The organism is Nonomuraea sp. NPDC052265, assembly GCF_044547985.1.
Classification (GTDB): Bacteria; Actinomycetota; Actinomycetes; order Streptosporangiales; family Streptosporangiaceae; genus Nonomuraea.
In genome coordinates this window covers 263,090-281,594 of record NZ_JBIUBJ010000011.1, presented here as the reverse complement: position 1 = coordinate 281,594, position 18,505 = coordinate 263,090, and the positions used below count along the sequence as shown (strand labels likewise).

Below are 18,505 nucleotides of genomic sequence, written 5' to 3'. Positions count from 1 at the left end.
CAGTGAAGGCACTCGTGCTCGCCGGAGGGTCGGGCACACGGCTCCGGCCCATCACGCACACCTCGGCCAAGCAGCTGGTCCCCGTCGCCAACAAACCGGTCCTGTTCTACGGGCTGGAGGCCATCGCGGCGGCCGGGATCCGGGAGCTCGGCCTGGTGGTCGGCGACACGCAGGCGGAGATCGAGTCGGCCGTGGGGGACGGCTCGGCGTTCGGGCTGCAGGTGACCTACCTCCGCCAGGAGGCGCCGCTCGGACTGGCGCACGGCGTGCTGATCGCCCGCGAGTACCTGGGCGACGAGGACTTCGTCATGTACCTGGGCGACAACTTCGTCGTCGGCGGCATCAACGACCTGGTGGACAGGTTCACCAGGGAACGGCCCGCCGCGCAGATCATGCTGACCAGAGTCGGCGACCCCGGCCAGTTCGGGGTCGCCGAGCTGGACGCGAAGGGCCGCGTGGTCGGCCTGGAGGAGAAACCGGCCCGGCCCAAGAGCGACCTGGCGCTGGTCGGCGTGTACCTGTTCAGCCCGGCGATCCACGCCGCCGTCGCCGAGCTCAAGCCGTCGTGGCGGGGCGAGCTGGAGATCACCGACGCGATCCAGTGGCTGATCGAGGCCGGGCTGCGCGTGGAGTCGTCGGTGATCTCGGGATACTGGAAGGACACCGGCAACGTCACCGACATGCTGGAGGTCAACCGGCTGGTCCTGGAGTCGGTCGAACCCGGCGTGCGCGGGCGGGTCGACGAGGCCAGCGAGCTGATCGGCCGGGTCGTGGTCGAGCCGGGCGCGGTGGTCGAGCGCTCCCGCGTGGTCGGCCCGGCGATCATCGGCCGGGGCGCGCGCGTTCAGGACAGCTACGTCGGGCCGTTCACCTCGGTCGGCGCGTCCTGCGTGGTCACCGGCAGCGAGATCGAATACTCGATCCTGCTGCCCCGGGCGTCCATCGACGGCGTGGGCCGGATCGAGGCGTCCTTGATCGGCCACGACGTCGAGGTCACCCGAGCGCCCAACACGCCCAGAGCCCACCGTCTCGTGCTGGGCGATCACAGCAAGGTACAGATCACTACATGACAAGAATTCTGGTGACGGGCGGTGCGGGGTTCATCGGCTCGCACTTCGTCCGGGGGCTGCACGACGCGTACGTGACCGTCCTCGACAAGCTCACCTACGCCGGGAACCGGGCCAACCTCGACGGCGTGCGCCACGAGTTCGTCCACGGCGACATCTGCGACGCGGAGTTGCTGCGCGAGGTCGTGCCCGGTCACGACCTGGTGGTGAACTTCGCCGCCGAGTCCCACGTCGACCGGTCGATCGAGGGCGCCGCCGCCGAGTTCATGCGGACCAACGTGCTCGGCACCCAGACGCTGCTCCAGGCGTGCCTGGAGGCGGGGACGCCGAAGGTCGTCCAGGTCTCGACGGACGAGGTCTACGGGTCGATCGACATCGGCTCCTGGGACGAGTCCGCGCCGGTGCGCCCGCGGTCGCCGTACGCGGCCAGCAAGGCGGGCGGCGACCTGATCGCCCGCTCGTACGCGATCACCTACGGCCTGGACGTGTCGATCACCCGCTGTGGCAACAACTACGGCCCCCGGCAGTACCCGGAGAAGCTGATCCCGCTGTTCGTCACGAACCTGCTGCGCGGCCGCCCGGTCCCGCTGTACGGCGACGGCGGGAACGTGCGCGACTGGATCCACGCCGAGGACCACTGCGCCGGCATCCGCCTGGTCGCGGAGAAGGGCGAGCCCGGCGAGATCTACCACATCGCCGGCACCGCCGAGCTGACGAACAAGGAGCTGACCGCCCGCCTGCTCGAAGCCTGCGGCCGCGATTGGGACTCGGTGCGCTACGTCGAGGACCGCAAGGGCCACGACCGCAGGTACTCCCTGGACGACGGCAAGCTGCGCAAGCTCGGCTACCGCCCGGAGATCCCGTTCGAGCAGGGGCTGAAGGACACCGTCCGCTGGTACGCCGAGCACCGCGACTGGTGGCCCGCGTGACCGGGCGCCTGCCATGAGGTGGCTGATCACGGGCGGCGGCGGCATGCTGGCCGCCGATGTGCTCGAACGGGCGACGCTGACCGGCGAGCCGGTGCTCGCGCTCGGCCGTTCCGAGCTCGACCTGCGCGACCGGCGCTCGGTCCGCGACTTCGTCTCCGCCTACCGGCCGGGAGTGGTGGTCAACTGCGCCGCCTGGACCGCCGTGGACGACGCCGAGACCCACGAGGACGAGGCGCTGGAGATCAACGGGCACGCGGTGGGCTGGCTGGCCGAGAGCTGCGCGCGGGCCGGGGCGCGGCTCGTGCACGTGTCCACCGACTACGTCTTCGACGGCACCGCGCCGGCGCCGTACCCGGAGGATGCGCCGACCGCGCCGGTGAACGCGTACGGCAGGACCAAGCTCGCCGGCGAGCGGGCGGCGCTGGAGCACGGGCACCACGTGGTGCGCAGCGCCTGGCTGTACGGCGCGGCCGGCCCCAACTTCGTGCGGACCATGATCAGGCTGGCGGCCGAGCGCGACACCGTGGACGTGGTCGACGACCAGCACGGCCAGCCGACGTGGACCGCCGACCTGGCCGACTACCTGGTACGGCTGGCGCAGTCCGAGCTGCCGCCGGGCGTCTACCACGGCACCAGCTCCGGGGAGACGACATGGTGCGGCCTGGCCAAGGAGATCTTCACGCTGCTCGGCCTGGACCCGGATCGGGTGCGCCCGGTGAGCTCGGCGGGCTTCCCCCGGCCGGCCCGGCGTCCGGCCAACAGCGTGCTCGCGCACACCAGGGGAGAGCCGATCCGGCAGTGGCACCAGGCGCTGCGCGCGGCGTGGCCGGTGCTGACGCGCGGGCGCCGGTGCGGCGTCGCGTAGGCGGCGCGGTGCTGTGGCTCATGGTGGCGGGCCTCGCGGGGTGGGCGGGGCTGCGGCTGTTCGGGTGGGAGCCGAAGTTCCTGTGGTCGCAGCTCGTGTCGTTCACGCCGTACGCGGCGGCGCTGTCGGTGGTGCCGCTGGGGTTCGCGCTCTACCTGCGCTCCGGGCCGCTGATCGCCGCCGCGCTCACCGTGACGTGCGCGTTCGCGGTGGCCGTCGTGCCGCGCGCGGTGCCCGAGGGCAATCCGCAGGCCGCCGGGCCGGTGCTGCGGGTGATGGCGGTCAACCTGCTGCACTCCTCCGTGTTGCCGCCGGTGCTGGTGGAGACGGTCGAGCGCGAGCGGCCGGACGTGCTGCACCTGCTGGAGTTCACCGGCCTGATGCGGGAGCGGGTGGAGGAGCTGGGGCTGGCGCGGCTGCTGCCGTACCGGATCGTGTTGCCGGGGGAGGACTCGTCGGGGGCGGCGATCTACTCGCGGTACCCGCTGCGGGCCGCGGACGAGCCGATCGCGGCGCCGCCCTTCGAGGAGAGCCCGCGCCACCTGCCCGCCGTCGTCACGCTGCCGGGCGGGCGGGAGGCCGAGATCGTCGCGGTGCACGCGTGCGCGCCCTCGGAGGGCTGGCGGACGGCGTGCTGGGCGTCGAGCATCCGGGCGCTGCCGCCCGCCGGAGGGCCCCTGCGGATCCTGGCCGGGGACTTCAACTCCACCCTCGACCACGCGGTGCTGCGCGACCTGATCGCCACCGGCTACCGGGACGCCGCCGACGTCACCGGGAAGGGCCTCGCCATGACCTGGCCCTACTACGAGCAGCCGCGGCTGTTCCCGAAGGTGGCCATCGACCACGTGCTGGCCGACCGGCGGATCGCGATCCGGAGCTTCACGACCCTGCGGGTGCCGAGGACCGACCACCGGGCGACGCTCACCGAGCTGGTCCTTCCTTGATGTGACGTTTCCGGAGCTGAGACCGATATGTCATGGACACCCAGGGGGACGGATGACGAGGTTGCCGGAGAGGAAGACGGTGTTCGGCACCGTGCTGGACGCCCTCACCATGAGCCAGGTGATCGCCCGCTGCGTGGCGGCCGTCGCGGCGGACGGCAGGCTGACCATCGGTGTGGTGAACGCCGCCAAGGTCGTCAACATGCGCGCGGACGCCGCCCTGCGCCAGTCGGTGCTGGACAGCGATCTCGTGCTGGCCGACGGGCAGGCGGTGGTCTGGGCCGCGCGGGTGCTCGGCCACCGGGTCCCCGAGCGGGTGGCGGGCATCGACCTGTTCACCGAGCTGATGGCCGAGGGCGCCCGGCGCGGCTACCGGGCCTACTTCCTCGGCGCGACCGCCGAGGTGCTGGCCGGGGTGCTGGACGAGGTGCGCGCCCGCTACCCGGGCCTGGCCGTCGCCGGCTCCCGCGACGGCTACTTCGCGCCGGAGGAGTCGGCCGAGGTCGCCGCCGAGATCGCCGCCTCGCGGGCCGACCTGCTGTTCCTGGGCATCACCTCGCCGAAGAAGGAGATCTTCATCCGCGAGTGGGGCGAGCGCACCGGGGCGCGGATCATCCACGGCGTGGGCGGCTCGTTCGACGTGCTGGCCGGGCGTACCCGGCGGGCGCCGCTGGGCTGGCAGCGATCAGGGCTGGAATGGCTCTACCGCATGCTCCAGGAGCCGCTGCGGCTCGGGCCGCGCTACGTGCGCACCAACGGCAGATTCCTGCTCCTGGTGGTCAGGGAGTGGGCCGGTGTCAGACGCAGGATCGAGGAGACGACGTGACGGATCACCGGATCGCTCTGCTGAGCTCCGGCCACCAGGACTTCGTGCGGGGCATGCTGGACCTATCGGTACGCGGCCTGCCCCCCGGATACGGCGACGGCGGCTTCGTCTTCACCCGCCGGGGCCGGCAGCAGTCCGACGGCACCTGGACGGCCGTGCCCGAGGGGCGCAGCATCCGCTACTCCGCGATCGTCGCGCTCGGCGTGGCCACCCTGGAGGAGTCCCGGCAGCGGGCGGCGCTGGCCGGTGACGACGTCCTCGACCTGGTGGGGAACCTGGTCAAGCGGCTGCCCGAGGTGACCGGCGCCGGTGACGCCGCGCTGATCTGCTGGGCGGCGGCCGAGAGCGGGCACGCCGATCTCGACCTGGCCCTGAGCCGCCTCGCCGAGCTGGACGCGGGCGGGCAGATCCACACCGTCGAGGCGGCGTGGGTGCTGGCCGCCCTGGTCGCGGCGGGGGTGCGCGACGGCCGGGCCGAGCGCGCCCGCGAGCGGCTGCTCGGCGGGCTGGCCGGCAACCGGCTCTACCCGCACGCGCTCGGCCAGGGCGGGCTGGTGCCCCGCTACCGCGCCCACGTGGGGTGCTTCGCCGACCAGGTCTACCCGCTCCAGGCGCTGGCCAGGCTGCACGCCGCCACCGGCGACGCCGAGGCGCTGCGGGCCGCCGAGCAGGTGGCCGCGGGCATCTGCCGGGCCCAGGGGCCGCGGGGGGAGTGGTGGTGGCACTACGACGCCCGTACCGGCTCGGTGGTCGAGGGGTATCCCGTCTACAGCGTCCACCAGCTCTCCATGGGGCCGATGGCGCTGCTGGACCTGGCCGACGCGGGTGGCACGGCATACGTGGCGGAGATCTCCAAGGGGCTCGACTGGATGATCGAGCGGCCCTCGTTCGTGCTCGACGACCTGGCGCTGACCTGGCGCAAGGAGGCCAGGGACGACCCCCGCAAGCTGGTGCGCGGGCTGCGGGCGATGGCGACGGGCGTGCACAGGGGGCTGCGGCTCGGCGTGCTGGACCGGGTCTACCCGCCGGTCGCCGTGGACCGGGAGTGCCGGCCGTACGAGCTGGGGTGGCTGCTGTACGCGTGGCTGGCCAGATGCGGACAAAGCGCGTGACTTAGCCCTGAATCGGTGCGATAGATCGATTCAGGGTTCGGGGGATTTTTCCGTTTCAAGGGGGTTCCCGTGTTACGGCGGCTTCGCCATGCGCTCCTTTCCGTCCTGCTGATCACGACCGGCCTGGCGATCGTCGCGTCGCCGGCCGCGCAGGCACTGCCGGGCAGCTTCCAGAGACAGGTGGTCTTCAGCGGCCTGACCAATCCGACCAACATCGAGTTCGCCTCGGACGGCCGGGTGTTCGTCGCCGAGAAGAGCGGCCTGATCAAGGTCTTCGACTCCCTCGCCGACACCACGCCGGCGATCTACGCCGACCTGCGCACGCAGGTGCACAACTTCTGGGACCGCGGGCTCCTCGGCCTGGCCCTGCACCCCGACTTCCCGGCCGACCCACGCATCTACGTGCTGTACTCCTACGACGCGGTGCCCGGCGGCAGCGCGCCGCGCTGGGGCACGGCGGGCGCGAGCGCCGACCCGTGCCCGACCCCGCCCGGCGCGACGGGCGACGGCTGCCTGATCACCGGGCGCCTGTCCTCGCTGGCGCCCTCGGGCGGCTCGGTCGTCGAGACCCCGCTGATCACCGACTGGTGCCAGCAGCACCCCAGCCACTCCGTCGGCGACCTGGCGTTCGGCCCCGACGGCATGCTCTACGCCAGCGGCGGCGACGGCGCCAGCTTCAACTTCGCCGACTACGGCCAGGACAACCTGACCAGCTCGGACATCACCCCGGACAACCCCTGCGGCGACCCGCCCTCGCCCGTCGGCACGGCGCTCGCCCCGCCGGCCGCCGAGGGCGGCGCGCTGCGCTCGCAGGATCTGCGCACCGGCGGCGACCCGGCGGGCCTGAACGGCAGCATCATCAGGATCGACCCGGACACCGGCGCCGCCGCTCCCGGCAACCCGAACGCCGGCAGCGCCGACCCCAACGCGGCCCGGATCATCGCCTACGGCCAGCGCAACCCGTTCCGCATCACCGTACGGCCCGGCACGAACGAGATCTGGGCGGGCGAGGTCGGCTGGAACACCTACGAGGAGATCAACCGCATCACCTCTCCGACCGGCCCGGTCGGCAACTTCGGCTGGCCCTGCTACGAGGGCCCGGCCCGGCAGGGCGGCTACGACAACCTGAACCTGACCCTCTGCGAGAACCTGTACGCGGCGGGCCCGACGGCGGTGACGCAGCCGTACTTCGCCTGGAACCACGCCTCCAAGCCCGCGCCGAACGACCCGTGCCCGTCGGGCGGCTCGTCCTCCAGCGGCGTCGCCTTCTACGAGGGCGGCTCCTACCCGGCCGCCTACGACGGCGCGCTGTTCTTCTCCGACTTCAGCAGGTCGTGCGTCTGGGTCATGACCGAGGGCGCGAACGGCCTGCCCGACCCGGCGACGGTGACCACGTTCGACTCCGGGATGCCCGCCGTGGAGGTGCAGACCGGCCCCGGCGGCGACCTGTTCGCGGTCGACTACACCAACGGGCAGATCATCCGATACCTGTACAACAACACCCCGCCGACCGCCGTCATCGGCGCCGGCGCGACCTCGGGCAACGCGCCGCTCACGGTCAACTTCACCTCCGCCGGATCCACCGACGCCGACGGCGACCCGCTCACCTTCCGCTGGGACCTGGACGGCGACGGCGACCACGACGACTCCACCTCGGCCACGCCGTCCTACACCTACGCGCAACCGGGCTCCTACGTGGTGCGGCTGCGGACCGACGACGGGCGAGGCGGCCAGGGGAACGCGACCGTCACGATCAACGTGAACAACACGGCCCCGACGGCGACCATCAACTCCCCGTCGCCCTCGCTGACGTGGGCCGTCGGTGACACGATCACGTTCTCCGGCACCGGCACCGACGCCCAGGACGGCACGATCCCCGGCTCGCGGATGCAGTGGAAGCTGATCATGCATCACTGCCCCAGCACCTGCCACGAGCACGAGATCACCACCTTCACCGGCACCGGCGGCTCCTTCGCGCCCCCGGACCACGAGTACCCCTCGCACCTGGAGCTCAGGCTGACCGTGACCGACGCGCACGGCCTGACCGACACCAAGAGCGTGCTGCTCCAGCCGAAGACGGTGAACCTGACCTTCCAGACCGTGCCCGCCGGGCTGCAGCTCGGCTTCAACAGCGAGCAGACCGTCGCCCCCTTCACCAGGACGGTGATCGTCGGCTCGCACAACTCGGTCTCCGCGCCCTCGCCGCAGAGCTCCGGCGGGTCCGGCTACACGCTCGCCTCCTGGTCCGACGGCGGCGCGGCCACCCACAACGTCACGGCTCCGGCCACCGCGACGACCTACACCGCGACGTACCAGCAGTCCCAGGTGCCGGACGGCCTGGTGGCGGCGTACGGGATGGACGCGGGCACCGGGACGGCGGTCGCCGACGCCTCGGGCAAGGGCAACAACGGCACGGCCGCGAACACGACCTGGTCCCTGACCGGCAAGTACGGCCAGGCGTTGTCGTTCGACGGCACGTCGAGCTGGGTGACGGTGGCCGACTCCAGCTCTCTGCGCCTGACGAACGGGATGACGTTGGAGGCGTGGGTGCGTCCGTCGAGTGTGACGGGGTGGCGGACGGTGGTGATGAAGGAGTTCGGGGCGGATCTGGCGTACGCGGTCATGGGCAGCGGCGGCAGTGGCCCGGCGGCGTTCGTCTACACCTCTTCGGGGGCGAACGCTCCGGCGGCGGCCAATCTGCCGTTGAACACCTGGAGTCATGTGGCGGCGACCTATGACGGCTCGACGTTGCGGATGTTCGTCAACGGCACGCAGGTGGCGACCAATCCGACGGGCGGCAACCTGCGCGCCGGGACGAGTCCGCTGCGGATCGGCGGGAACAGTGGTTCCGGTGACTACTTCAGCGGTCTGATCGACGAGGTGCGCGTCTACAACAGGGCGCTCACCGCCGCCCAGATCACCACCGACATGAACACCCCCGTCGGGCAGCAGGGACCGCCCGACACCCAGCCGCCCACCGCGCCCGGCTCCCTGGCCGCGACCGGCGGTCAGGGCAGCGCCCAGCTCGCCTGGACGGCCTCGACCGACAACGTGGCCGTCACCGGGTACACCGTCCACCGGTCGGCGACCGCCGGGTTCACGCCGTCCGGGGCCAACCAGGTGGGCTCGACCGCGAGCACGTCGTTCACGGACTCGGGGGTCGCGGCGGGCACGTACTACTACCGTGTCGTGGCCTTCGACGGCTCGGGCAACACCGGCCCGTCGTCCAACGAGGCGTCGGCGGTGGTGACCCAGCCGCCCACGGTCAGCGGCCTGGTGGCGGCGTACGGCATGAACGCGGGCACCGGCACCGCCGTCGCCGACGCCTCCGGCAACGGCAACAACGGCACCGCCACCGCGGTCACCTGGGCGGCCGGCAAGTACGGCCAGGCGTTGTCGTTCGACGGCACGTCGAGCTGGGTGACGGTGGCCGACTCCGCTTCGTTGCGGCTGACGAACGGGATGACGCTGGAGGCGTGGGTGCGTCCGTCGAGTGTGACGGGGTGGCGGACGGTGGTGATGAAGGAGTTCGGGGCGGATCTGGCGTACGCGGTCATGGGCAGCGGCGGCAGTGGCCCGGCGGCGTTCGTCTACACCTCTTCGGGGGCGAACGCTCCGGCGGCGGCCAATTTGCCGTTGAACACCTGGAGTCATGTGGCGGCGACCTATGACGGCTCGACGTTGCGGATGTTCGTCAACGGCACGCAGGTGGCGACCAATCCGACGGGCGGCAACCTGCGCGCCGGGACGAGTCCGCTGCGGATCGGCGGGAACAGTGGTTCCGGTGACTACTTCAGCGGTCTGATCGACGAGGTGCGCGTCTACAACAAGGCGCTCACCGCCGCCCAGATCGCCACCGACATGAACACGCCGGTCAGTTAGCTCCGGCATGAGCACGCCGGTCGGTTAGCTCCGGCTGCTCTCGTCGCGCAGCCAGGTGGTGTAGTCGCCCGCGCGGATCGCGCGGGCGGCCCGCCGCCTGGCCAGCACGGCCATCGCGGCGAAGACCACCGCCGCGCCCACCAGGCGCGGCTCCTTCGCCACGATGGCCGCCAGGTCGCGCGGGCCGGTGCGCTCGCCGGCGGTGGCCGAGGTCCGCTCCAGCTCGGTGACGCTGGTCATGGCCCGGATCCGGCGGCGCAGCAGGTCGGCGACCGTGCGTGGCGGATGGATCACCGCGCGGGCCGTGCCGACGATCACGCGTTCGTCGGGCGCGAACGCCAGCGAGGCGGTCAGGTCGTCGGCCATCACGGGCGGCAGCGCGCGCAGGCGCTCGTTGCCCGCGCCGTTCACCGCGATCACGCCACGGGCGAACAGCCCGGCGCGGACGTGCGGCAGCCGCGTCCAGATCGCGTAGTAGGCGCGCACCGGCCACGGGCGGTCGGCCAGCGTCAGGTCCCGCTCCGGCGCGGCGGCGAGCGGCCCGTCCGGCGCGCTCAGCACGGCCGCCAGCGCGCGGGCGGAGGCGGTGCTGAGCTCGACGTCGGCGTCGACGTACAGGCGGGGGTAGCCGCGGGCCGCCTCGTCGCCCAGGCGCAGCGCCGCGCTCTTGGAGGGGACGGGCGTGGTCAGCACCCGGACGTCGTAGGGCCGCGCGACCTCCGCCGTGTCGTCGGTGCAGCCGTTGGCCACGACCACCACGTCGAACTCGCCGGGCGCCGCCTCGCCGAGCAGGCGGTCCAGCAGGCGGCCGAGCACCTTGGCCTCGTTGTGGGCCGGGATCACGACGCTCACCACGACGGCAGGATCCCCGCGTCGCGGGCCTGCTTGAGCGTGGGGGCGGCGGCGTCCTTCGCCGACAGGACCGGCTCCACGTCGATCGGCCACTCGATGGCGAGGTCGGGGTCCAGCGGGTGGATGCCGTGCTCGTGCGCCGGGTCGTACGGGGAGGAGCAGAGGTAGACGACGGTGGCCGACTCGCTGAGGGCCATGAAGCCATGACCTAACCCCTCGGTCAGGAAGATGCCCTGGCGCGAGACGTCGTCCAGCCGCACCGCCTCCCACCGCCCGTACGTCGGCGAGCCCACGCGGACGTCCACGACGACGTCCAAGGCCTCGCCCGCCACGCACATGACGTATTTGGCCTGGCCGGGCGGCACGTCGGCGAAGTGGATGCCGCGCAGCACGCCGCGGCTGGAGACCGAGCAGTTGACCTGGGCCAGCTCGATCGAGCGCCCTGTCGCCTCCCGCAGGTCGGCGGCGCGGAAGCTTTCCAGGAAAACGCCCCGGGGATCGCCGTGGACGCGGGGGGTGTAGAGCAATGCTCCATCGATGCTCAGGCGTTTCATGAAGACACTTGTAACACTCATTGCCACCCACCCGAAGTATGGCTGTGGGTTTCCAAAGGGGGAAATCTTGTCATTTCTGGGTGGGGCCCTTTGTTGATGACATCGTGCCGGTTGTGCGGCTCGACGGACCTGGTCGGCGTGGTGGATCTCGGGGCTACTCCGCCCTGTGAGCTCTTCCTCACCGCGGAACAACTCGATCAGCCCGAGCTCACCTATCCCCTTCATCTGCGGGTCTGCACGGGCTGCTGGCTGGCCCAGATCCCGCCGTTGATCACGCCGGAAGAGACATTCACCGAATACGCCTACTTCGCGTCATTCTCCGCCTCCTGGGTGGAACACGCGCGACGGTTCGTCGACTCGGCGGTGGAACGGTTGAAGCCGTCCTTCGTGGTCGAGGTGGCCAGCAACGACGGCTACCTGCTGCAGCACGTGGTCGAGCGCGGCGTCCGGTGCCTCGGCATCGAGCCGTCGGCCAACGTGGGGCAGGCCGCCAAGGACAAGGGCGTGCCGACGCTCACGGCGTTCCTGACGCCGGAGACGGGCGCGTCGGTGCGGGACGGGAACGGTCCCGCCGACCTGGTGGTGGCCAACAACGTCTACGCGCACATCCCCGACGTCATCGGCTTCACCCAGGGCCTGCGCGCCCTGGTGGCCGACGACGGATGGGTCTCGATCGAGGTCCAGCACCTGCTCACGCTCGTGGAGCTGAACCAGTACGACACGATCTACCACGAGCACTTCCAGTACTACACGGTGGCCTCCGCACAGCGGGCGCTGGCGAGCGGCGGCCTGACCCTGGTCGACGTCGAGCTGCTGCCCACCCACGGCGGGTCGATCCGGCTGTGGGCGCGGCCCTCGGGGAGCCCGTCCGACCGGGTGCTCGACGTGCTCGCCAGGGAGAAGGCCGCCGGGCTGCACGACCTCTCCGGTTACGCGGGGTTCGCGGAACGGGTCGCCCGGGTCCGTCGTGACCTGCTGCGATTCCTGATCACCGCCGCCGAGGAGGGCAAGACGGTCGCCGGGTACGGCGCGCCGGGCAAGGGCAACACGCTGCTCAACCACTGTGGGATCCGGCCGGACCTGCTGGCCTACACGGTGGATCGCAATCCGTACAAACATGGCAGGTTCACGCCGGGCACCAGGATCCCGATCGCTCCGCCGGAGCGCATCGCCCAGGACCGCCCGGACTATGTGCTGGTCCTGCCGTGGAACCTGCGCGAAGAGCTCACCGCTCAGCTCTCCTATGTGTACGAATGGGGCGGCCGGCTGGTCTTCCCGATCCCACACCTGGAGGTCGTGTGAAGGTTGTTCTGTTTTGCGGAGGATTCGGCACCCGGATGCGGACCGGTGTGCCGGGCGAGGTGCCCAAGCCGATGGCGCTCGTCGGTCCGCGACCGCTGCTCTGGCACGTGATGCGCTACTACGCCCACTTCGGACACAAGGAGTTCATCCTGTGCCTGGGGTACGGCGCCCACCACATCAAGGACTTCTTCCTCGGCTACCAGGAGGCCACGTCCAACGACTTCGTGCTGCGCGGCGGCAAGGTCGAGCTGCTGTCGAGCGACATCTCCGACTGGTCCATCTCGTTCGTGCACACCGGGACGAACTCCCCGATCGGCGAGCGGTTACGCCGGGTCCGCCGCCATCTGGGCGATGACGAGGTGTTCCTCGCCAACTACGCCGACGTGCTCACCGACGCGCCGCTGCCCGAGATCATCGACCGGTTCACCGAGTCCGGCGCCGCCGCCTCGATGATGGTGGTGCCGCCGTCCCAGACCTTCCACTGCGTGGACGTCGGCGAGAACGGGCTGGTCGGCGGCATCTCGCCGGTCAGCGAGATGCCGGTGTGGGTCAACGGCGGTTACTTCGTGCTCACCCAGGAGGTCTTCGAGCACATCCCGGAGAACGGCGACCTGGTCGCCGACGGCTGCGCCGAGCTGGCCAAGCGCGGACGCCTGCTGGCCTACCCCCACCGGGGTTACTGGCGGCCCACCGACACCGTCAACCAGCGCATGGAGCTGGACGAGGCGTACTCCCGTGGTGTGCGCCCGTGGGCTCTGTGGGAACGGTCCCAGTGATCGGACTGCGTCCCGGAGGCGTGACCTCCGTCGTGGCGCTCGCCGCGCACTGCGACGACCTGGCGATCGGAGCCGGCGGCAGCCTGCTGACGATCTGCGCCGCCCGTCCCGGCCTGCGCGTGGACGCGCTGGTGTTGTCCGGCGGCGGGACCGGGCGGGAGGAGGAGGAGCGCGCCGCGCTGGCCGACTTCTGCCCCGGCGCGGACCTGCGGGTGAGCGTGCTCAAGCTGCCCGACGGCTACCTGCCGGCCCGCTGGGAGGAGGCCAAGGCCGCGGTCGAGGAGCTGCGCGCCCGTACCGAGCCCGGACTGATCCTCGCGCCCTGGCGCGGCGACGCCCACCAGGACCACCGGGGGCTGGCCGAGCTGGTGCCCACCGCCTTTCGCGACCACCTGACGCTCGGCTACGAGATCGTCAAATGGGACGGCGACCTGGCCGCGCCCGCCCTCTACCAGCCGCTCGCCCCGGAGGTGGCCGAGCGCAAGGTGGACCTGCTCCAGCGCCACTACGCCTCCCAGCGGCACCGCCCCTGGTACGACCGCGAGGCGTTCCTGGGCCTGGCCCGCATTCGCGGCATCGAGTGCCACGCGCGTTACGCGGAGGCGTTCCACGTGTCCAAGCTGACCATCGATCTGGAGAACTGATGCGGGTACTTCTCACCGGCCACCAGGGCTACCTGGGCAGCGTGATGGCCCCCGTCCTGGCCGAGGCCGGGCACCAGGTCGTCGGCCTGGACTCCGGCCTGTTCGCCGACTGCGTGCTCGGGCCCGAGCCGGAGCCGGTCGAGGCGCACGCCGTGGACCTGCGCGACGCCGGTCCCGAGCACGTCGCCGGGTTCGACGCGGTGATCCACCTGGCCGCGCTGTCCAACGACCCGCTCGGCGCGCTCGCGCCCGACCTGACCTACGACATCAACCACCACGCCTCCGTACGGCTGGCCAGGCTGGCCAAGGAGGCGGGCGTGCGCCGCTTCCTGTACGCCTCCACCTGCTCGGTCTACGGCGCCTCCGGCGGCGCGGACCTGCTGGACGAGGACGCCCCGCTGCGCCCGGTCACGCCGTACGCCGAGTCGAAGGTGCGGGTCGAGGACGACCTGAGCGCGCTGGCCGACGACGACTTCACCCCGGTGTTCCTGCGCAACGCCACCGCCTTCGGGTTCTCGCCGAGGCTGCGCGCCGACATCGTGCTGAACAACCTGGTGGGCCACGCCCACCTGACCGGCGAGGTGCGGGTGTTGTCCGACGGGACCCCCTGGCGTCCGCTGGTGCACGCCAGGGACATCGCCGACGCGTTCGCCGCCGCCCTGACCGCGCCGCGCGAGACCGTGCACGCCACGGCCTTCAACGTGGGCACCGAGGTCAACAACGTGACCGTGGCCGAGATCGCGGCCGAGGTCGTCGCCGCCGTGCCCGGCTCGGCGCTGACCATCACCGGCGAGACGGGGGCCGACCCGCGCTCCTACCGCGTCGACTTCTCCCGGATCAGGTCCGCCCTGGGCCACGAGGCCCGCTGGACGGTCAAGGCGGGCGCCGTCGAGCTCATCGACGCCTACCGCGAGTACGGCCTGACCAGGCACGACTTCGACCGCCGCTTCACCAGGCTGGCCCGGCTCGCCGACCGGCGCGAGTCCGGCACCGTCGACGACACCCTGCGGCCATGACCGGCCCCGAGATGCACGACCTGGTACGGCGGCTCTACCCGCTGTGCCGCAGCATCACCGGCGACGGCCTCCGCCGCACCCTGGAGATCATCGACGGGTCGCTCCCGCTGGAGATCACCGAGGTGCCGACGGGCACGAAGGTGCTCGACTGGACGATCCCCCGCGAGTGGAACATCCGCGACGCCTACGTCAAGGACGCCGCCGGGAACCGGGTCGTCGACTTCCAGGAGAGCAACCTGCACGTCGTCGGCTACAGCGCGCCGGTCGAGGCCACCATGTCGCTGGAGGAGCTGCGCGGGCGCCTGCACACGCTGCCCGGCCAGCCGGACCTGGTGCCGTACCGGACCAGCTACTACGCCGAGACCTGGGGCTTCTGCCTGAGCCAGAACACCCTGGACGGGCTGGCGGACGGCCCGTACGAGGTCCGGATCGACTCCACGCTCGCCGACGGCCACCTGACCTACGGCGAGCACGTGATCCGGGGCCGCAGCCAGGAGGAGGTGCTGATCTCCTGCCACGTCTGCCATCCCTCGCTGGCCAACGACAACCTGGCCGGGGTGGCGGTGGCGGTGTCGCTGGCGGAGCTGGTCAGGCGGCGGGCCGACCCCTGGTACACCTACCGGTTCGTCTTCGCGCCCGGCACCATCGGCGCGATCACCTGGCTCGACCTCAACCGGGAGCGCACGGACCGGATCAGGCACGGCCTCACCCTGGCCTGCGCCGGGGACGCCGGGACGATCACCTACAAGCGCAGCAGGCGCGGCGACGCCGAGATCGACCAGGTCTTCGCGCACGTGCTCAAGGACCGGCCGCACACCCTCCTGGACTTCTCGCCCTACGGCTACGACGAGCGGCAGTACTGCTCGCCGGGGTTCGACCTGCCCGTGGGCTCGCTGACCAGGACGCCCTACGGGAGCTACCCGGAGTACCACACCTCGGCCGACAACCCGGACTTCGTGCGGCCCGAGGCCATGGAGGACACCCTGGAGACGCTGTGGAGCGCCGTACGGGTCCTGGAGGGCAACCGCCGCTACCAGAACCTCAGCCCGTACGGCGAGCCCCAGCTCGGGGCGCGCGGCCTGTACGGCTCGCTGGGCGGCCGCAGTGACACGAAACAGGCCCAGATGGCGATGTTGTGGGTGCTGAACCTCTCCGACGGGCTGCACAGCCTGCTCGACATCGCGGAACGGTCGCACCTGCCGTTCCAGGCATTGGCGGACGCGGCGAACGCCCTGCAGAACGCGGGCCTGCTGAAGGAGTGGGTGGATTGAGCCTGGCGCTGAAAGTCGGCGACGTGGTCGAGGTTCTCAGTGCCGAGGAGATCCTGGCGACCCTCGATGAGCGCGGAGAGCTGGACAGCCTCCCGTTCATGCCGGAGATGCTGCGGTTCTGCGGGCAACGGCTCACCGTCCACAAGGTGGCCAACAAGCTCTGCGACACGATGACCAGGACCGGGATGCGGAAGATGGAGGACGCCGTCCACCTGACCGGCTCCCGCTGCGACGGCACGGCCCACGGCGGCTGCCAGACGGCCTGCCTGCTCTACTGGAAGACGTCCTGGCTGCGGAAGGTCGACGGGCCGCCCACGGCCGGCGGGCAGGTCCGTCCCGAGCGGCCGCTGCTGCCGATCCTGGAGGTCAACACCCGCAGGGAGCCGGGACCGGACGGCGAGGAGCTGTTCCGCTGCCAGGCGACCGAGCTGCTGCGGGCCGCGCCGGAGCTGCTCCCGTTCCGCGACCTGGGCCAGTACGTCACGGACATCCGGGTGGGCAACGCCGGGATCGCCTCGACCGTCCGGACGTTGTTCTTCGGCCTGTTCAACCGCTACCAGCGGCTGTCCAGGAAGTTCCCCCGGGCGCTGCGCTTCAGGGGCGGCCTGGACTGGGGGTTCGTGCAGCCGGGGCCGCACACCGGCCCCGCCCCGACGGGGACGACCGACCTCCAGCCCGGCGAGCTGGTCCGCGTCAAGTCCAAGGACGAGATCGTCGCCACGCTCACCACCAAGGGGTTCAACCGGGGGCTGGGCTTCGAGGAGGACATGGCGCGGTCGTGCGGCAAGGTCGCCCGGGTGACCGCGCGGGTCGAGCGCTGCATCGACGAGAAGACCGGAAAGCTGCTTGAGATGAAAAATCCGTGCATCGCCTTGGACGGAATCATCTGCGACGGTGTGTACAAGTCCAACTGCCCCCGCGCGTTCATCCCGTTCTGGCGGGAGATCTGGCTGGAGCGGGTCAACGAGCAAAAGTAGGGCACAGCATGGTGGAACAGGCGAGCCCGGACATCAGTGACATCGGGCGCAAAGCGGGTCGAGGGGCGGTGTGGAGCCTGCTCGGCACGCTGGTCACCCGTGCGGGCTCGTTCATCCTCGGGCTGATCCTGGCCAGGCTCCTCGCACCCGCGGACTTCGGCACGTACGCCGTCGCGCTCGCGGCCACCCAGTTCGTCATGGTGGTCAAGGACGTCGGCGTCATGTCGGCCGTCGTCCAGTGGCGCGGCCGGCTGGAGGACATCGCGCCCACGGCCACGACCCTCACGATGATCTCCGCGCTGGGCCTGTACGGGATCTTCTGGGCCGGGGCGCCGTACTTCTCGGCGCTGGCCGGCAGCGAGGAGGCCACCTCCGTGGTGCGCATCCTCACCGCGGTCATCCTCGTCGAGGCGGTCACGGCGGTGCGCAGCGCGGCCCTGCTGCGCTGGTTCCGCACCGGCAAGAACGCCAAGGCGGTCCTGGCGGGCTTCCTGGTCAACGCGCCGGTGGCCATCGTGCTCGCGGTCAACGGCGCCGGGGCCTACAGCTTCGCCTGGGGGCAGCTCGCCGGGGCCGTGGTCACCGGCGTCTTCATGCTGATCTACGCGCGGCTGCCGTACCGGTTCGGGTTCGACCGGCAGATCGCGGGCCGGCTGCTGAGGTTCGGGATCCCCTCGGCGGCCGGGATCGCGCTGGAGGTCCTGCTGCTCAACGTGGGCTACATCATCGTCGGCAACATCATGGGGGAGTCGTGGCTCGGCTTCTACCTGATGGCGTTCAACGTGTCGAGCTGGGTGCCCGGCATCATCGGCAGCGCCATCCGCATGGTGTCGATCGCGGGCTTCTCCCGGCTGGCCGAGCGGGACGAGGAGTCGCTGTCGCTCGGCGTCCAGCGGTCCGTGCCGCTGCTCGTCGCCATGGTGCTGCCGCTGGCCGTCTTCATGGCGGTGCTCGCCCACTCGCTGATCATCTTCATCTACGGCCCGGAGTGGGAGCAGTCCGCCGGGGTGCTGCGCTTCCTGGCGGTCCTGATGGTGGTGCGCATGCTCACCGCCTTCGCGCTCGACATCCTGAACGGCCAGGGCGCCACCCGCTCGACCGTCTGGATGAACCTCGGCCACGCCGCGGCGATGATCCCGGCGGTCGTCGTCGGCACGAACCTCGACGGCATCCGCGGCGCCGCGATCGGCCAGGCCGCCGCCGCCGTTCTGGTCGCGCTGCCGCTGGCCATGATCGCCGTGCAGCGGGCGGGGGTCCGGCTCGGACCGGCGCTGCCCGGTCTCGCACGCCCGGCGATCGGGGCGGTGGTCTGCGCCGCCGTCATGCTGGGCCTGGCGAGCCTGACCCACGGCAGCCCGTTCGTCCAGCTCGTCGTGGCCGGCGGCGGCGGTCTGCTGGCGTACGTGCTGGTCGTGGTGACCCGCGACCAGTTCCACCTAGTGAGCGACCGTCTGGTGCGGCTGCTTCCCGCCCGCGCGCGCTGACCCCGAG

Annotated in this window: 16 protein-coding genes; 14 read left to right on the top strand and 2 right to left on the bottom strand. The window is 71.5% G+C overall.

Features of this window, described 5'->3' with window-relative positions; translation table 11 throughout:
- The first annotated feature begins 2 nt into the window (after positions 1–2).
- The 7 genes from ACIHAD_RS30195 (at position 3) to ACIHAD_RS30165 (ending at position 9,622) form a co-directional block, all read left to right on the top strand.
- Positions 3–1,070 carry a glucose-1-phosphate thymidylyltransferase gene (locus ACIHAD_RS30195; RefSeq protein WP_397358019.1) on the top strand — a complete coding sequence of 356 codons (1,068 nt, stop codon included), beginning with the start codon at positions 3–5 and terminating at the stop codon, positions 1,068–1,070.
- Positions 1,067–1,996 carry a dTDP-glucose 4,6-dehydratase gene (gene rfbB / locus ACIHAD_RS30190; RefSeq protein WP_397358018.1) on the top strand — a complete coding sequence of 310 codons (930 nt, stop codon included), beginning with the start codon at positions 1,067–1,069 and terminating at the stop codon, positions 1,994–1,996. Before ACIHAD_RS30195 ends, rfbB begins: the two co-directional genes overlap by 4 nt.
- A gap of 13 nt (positions 1,997–2,009) precedes the next feature.
- A complete protein-coding gene (gene rfbD, locus ACIHAD_RS30185; protein ID WP_397358017.1) occupies positions 2,010–2,861 on the top strand; it encodes a dTDP-4-dehydrorhamnose reductase in 852 nt (283 codons plus the stop codon).
- Entirely contained in the window at positions 2,846–3,805 is a 960-nt protein-coding gene (locus ACIHAD_RS30180) for an endonuclease/exonuclease/phosphatase family protein (RefSeq protein WP_397358016.1), read from the top strand. Before rfbD ends, ACIHAD_RS30180 begins: the two co-directional genes overlap by 16 nt.
- A 52-nt stretch (positions 3,806–3,857) precedes the next feature.
- A complete protein-coding gene (locus ACIHAD_RS30175; RefSeq protein ID WP_397358015.1) occupies positions 3,858–4,628 on the top strand; it encodes a WecB/TagA/CpsF family glycosyltransferase in 771 nt (256 codons plus the stop codon).
- Entirely contained in the window at positions 4,625–5,740 is a 1,116-nt protein-coding gene (locus ACIHAD_RS30170) for a hypothetical protein (RefSeq protein ID WP_397358014.1), read from the top strand. The genes ACIHAD_RS30175 and ACIHAD_RS30170 overlap by 4 nt, the downstream gene beginning before the upstream one ends.
- Positions 5,741–5,809: 69 nt before the next feature.
- On the top strand, positions 5,810–9,622 hold the full coding sequence (locus ACIHAD_RS30165; protein WP_397358013.1) for a LamG-like jellyroll fold domain-containing protein: 3,813 nt from the start codon (positions 5,810–5,812) through the stop codon (positions 9,620–9,622).
- Between the two features lie 24 nt (positions 9,623–9,646).
- On the opposite strand, the gene ACIHAD_RS30160 is transcribed toward ACIHAD_RS30165, so the two are convergent.
- Together ACIHAD_RS30160 and rfbC are read right to left on the bottom strand one after the other, a co-directional pair.
- Positions 9,647–10,477, bottom strand: coding sequence for a glycosyltransferase (locus tag ACIHAD_RS30160; RefSeq protein WP_397358012.1), 831 nt, complete (start codon positions 10,475–10,477; stop codon positions 9,647–9,649).
- Positions 10,471–11,028, bottom strand: coding sequence for a dTDP-4-dehydrorhamnose 3,5-epimerase (rfbC, locus tag ACIHAD_RS30155; protein WP_397358011.1), 558 nt, complete (start codon positions 11,026–11,028; stop codon positions 10,471–10,473). The genes ACIHAD_RS30160 and rfbC overlap by 7 nt, the downstream gene beginning before the upstream one ends.
- Before the next feature lie 96 nt (positions 11,029–11,124).
- On the opposite strand from rfbC, the gene ACIHAD_RS30150 reads away from it, so the two are divergent.
- From ACIHAD_RS30150 to ACIHAD_RS30120, 7 genes are read left to right on the top strand one after another with little or no spacing between them, the layout of a single operon-like run.
- Positions 11,125–12,330, top strand: coding sequence for a class I SAM-dependent methyltransferase (locus ACIHAD_RS30150; protein WP_397358049.1), 1,206 nt, complete (start codon positions 11,125–11,127; stop codon positions 12,328–12,330).
- 35 nt (positions 12,331–12,365) lie between these two features.
- Complete coding sequence (locus ACIHAD_RS30145) at positions 12,366–13,106, top strand: glucose-1-phosphate cytidylyltransferase (protein WP_397358010.1); 741 nt, start codon at positions 12,366–12,368, stop codon at positions 13,104–13,106.
- A gap of 20 nt (positions 13,107–13,126) precedes the next feature.
- Positions 13,127–13,750, top strand: a complete 624-nt coding sequence (locus ACIHAD_RS30140) for a PIG-L deacetylase family protein (protein WP_397358009.1) — start codon at positions 13,127–13,129, stop codon at positions 13,748–13,750.
- Positions 13,750–14,766, top strand: coding sequence for an NAD-dependent epimerase/dehydratase family protein (locus ACIHAD_RS30135; protein WP_397358008.1), 1,017 nt, complete (start codon positions 13,750–13,752; stop codon positions 14,764–14,766). Before ACIHAD_RS30140 ends, ACIHAD_RS30135 begins: the two co-directional genes overlap by 1 nt.
- A complete protein-coding gene (locus tag ACIHAD_RS30130; protein ID WP_397358007.1) occupies positions 14,763–16,037 on the top strand; it encodes a DUF4910 domain-containing protein in 1,275 nt (424 codons plus the stop codon). The genes ACIHAD_RS30135 and ACIHAD_RS30130 overlap by 4 nt, the downstream gene beginning before the upstream one ends.
- Positions 16,025–17,014 carry a hypothetical protein gene (locus tag ACIHAD_RS30125; RefSeq protein WP_397358006.1) on the top strand — a complete coding sequence of 330 codons (990 nt, stop codon included), beginning with the start codon at positions 16,025–16,027 and terminating at the stop codon, positions 17,012–17,014. The genes ACIHAD_RS30130 and ACIHAD_RS30125 overlap by 13 nt, the downstream gene beginning before the upstream one ends.
- Before the next feature lie 8 nt (positions 17,015–17,022).
- On the top strand, positions 17,023–18,498 hold the full coding sequence (locus ACIHAD_RS30120) for an oligosaccharide flippase family protein (protein WP_397358005.1): 1,476 nt from the start codon (positions 17,023–17,025) through the stop codon (positions 18,496–18,498).
- Positions 18,499–18,505 lie beyond the last annotated feature (7 nt).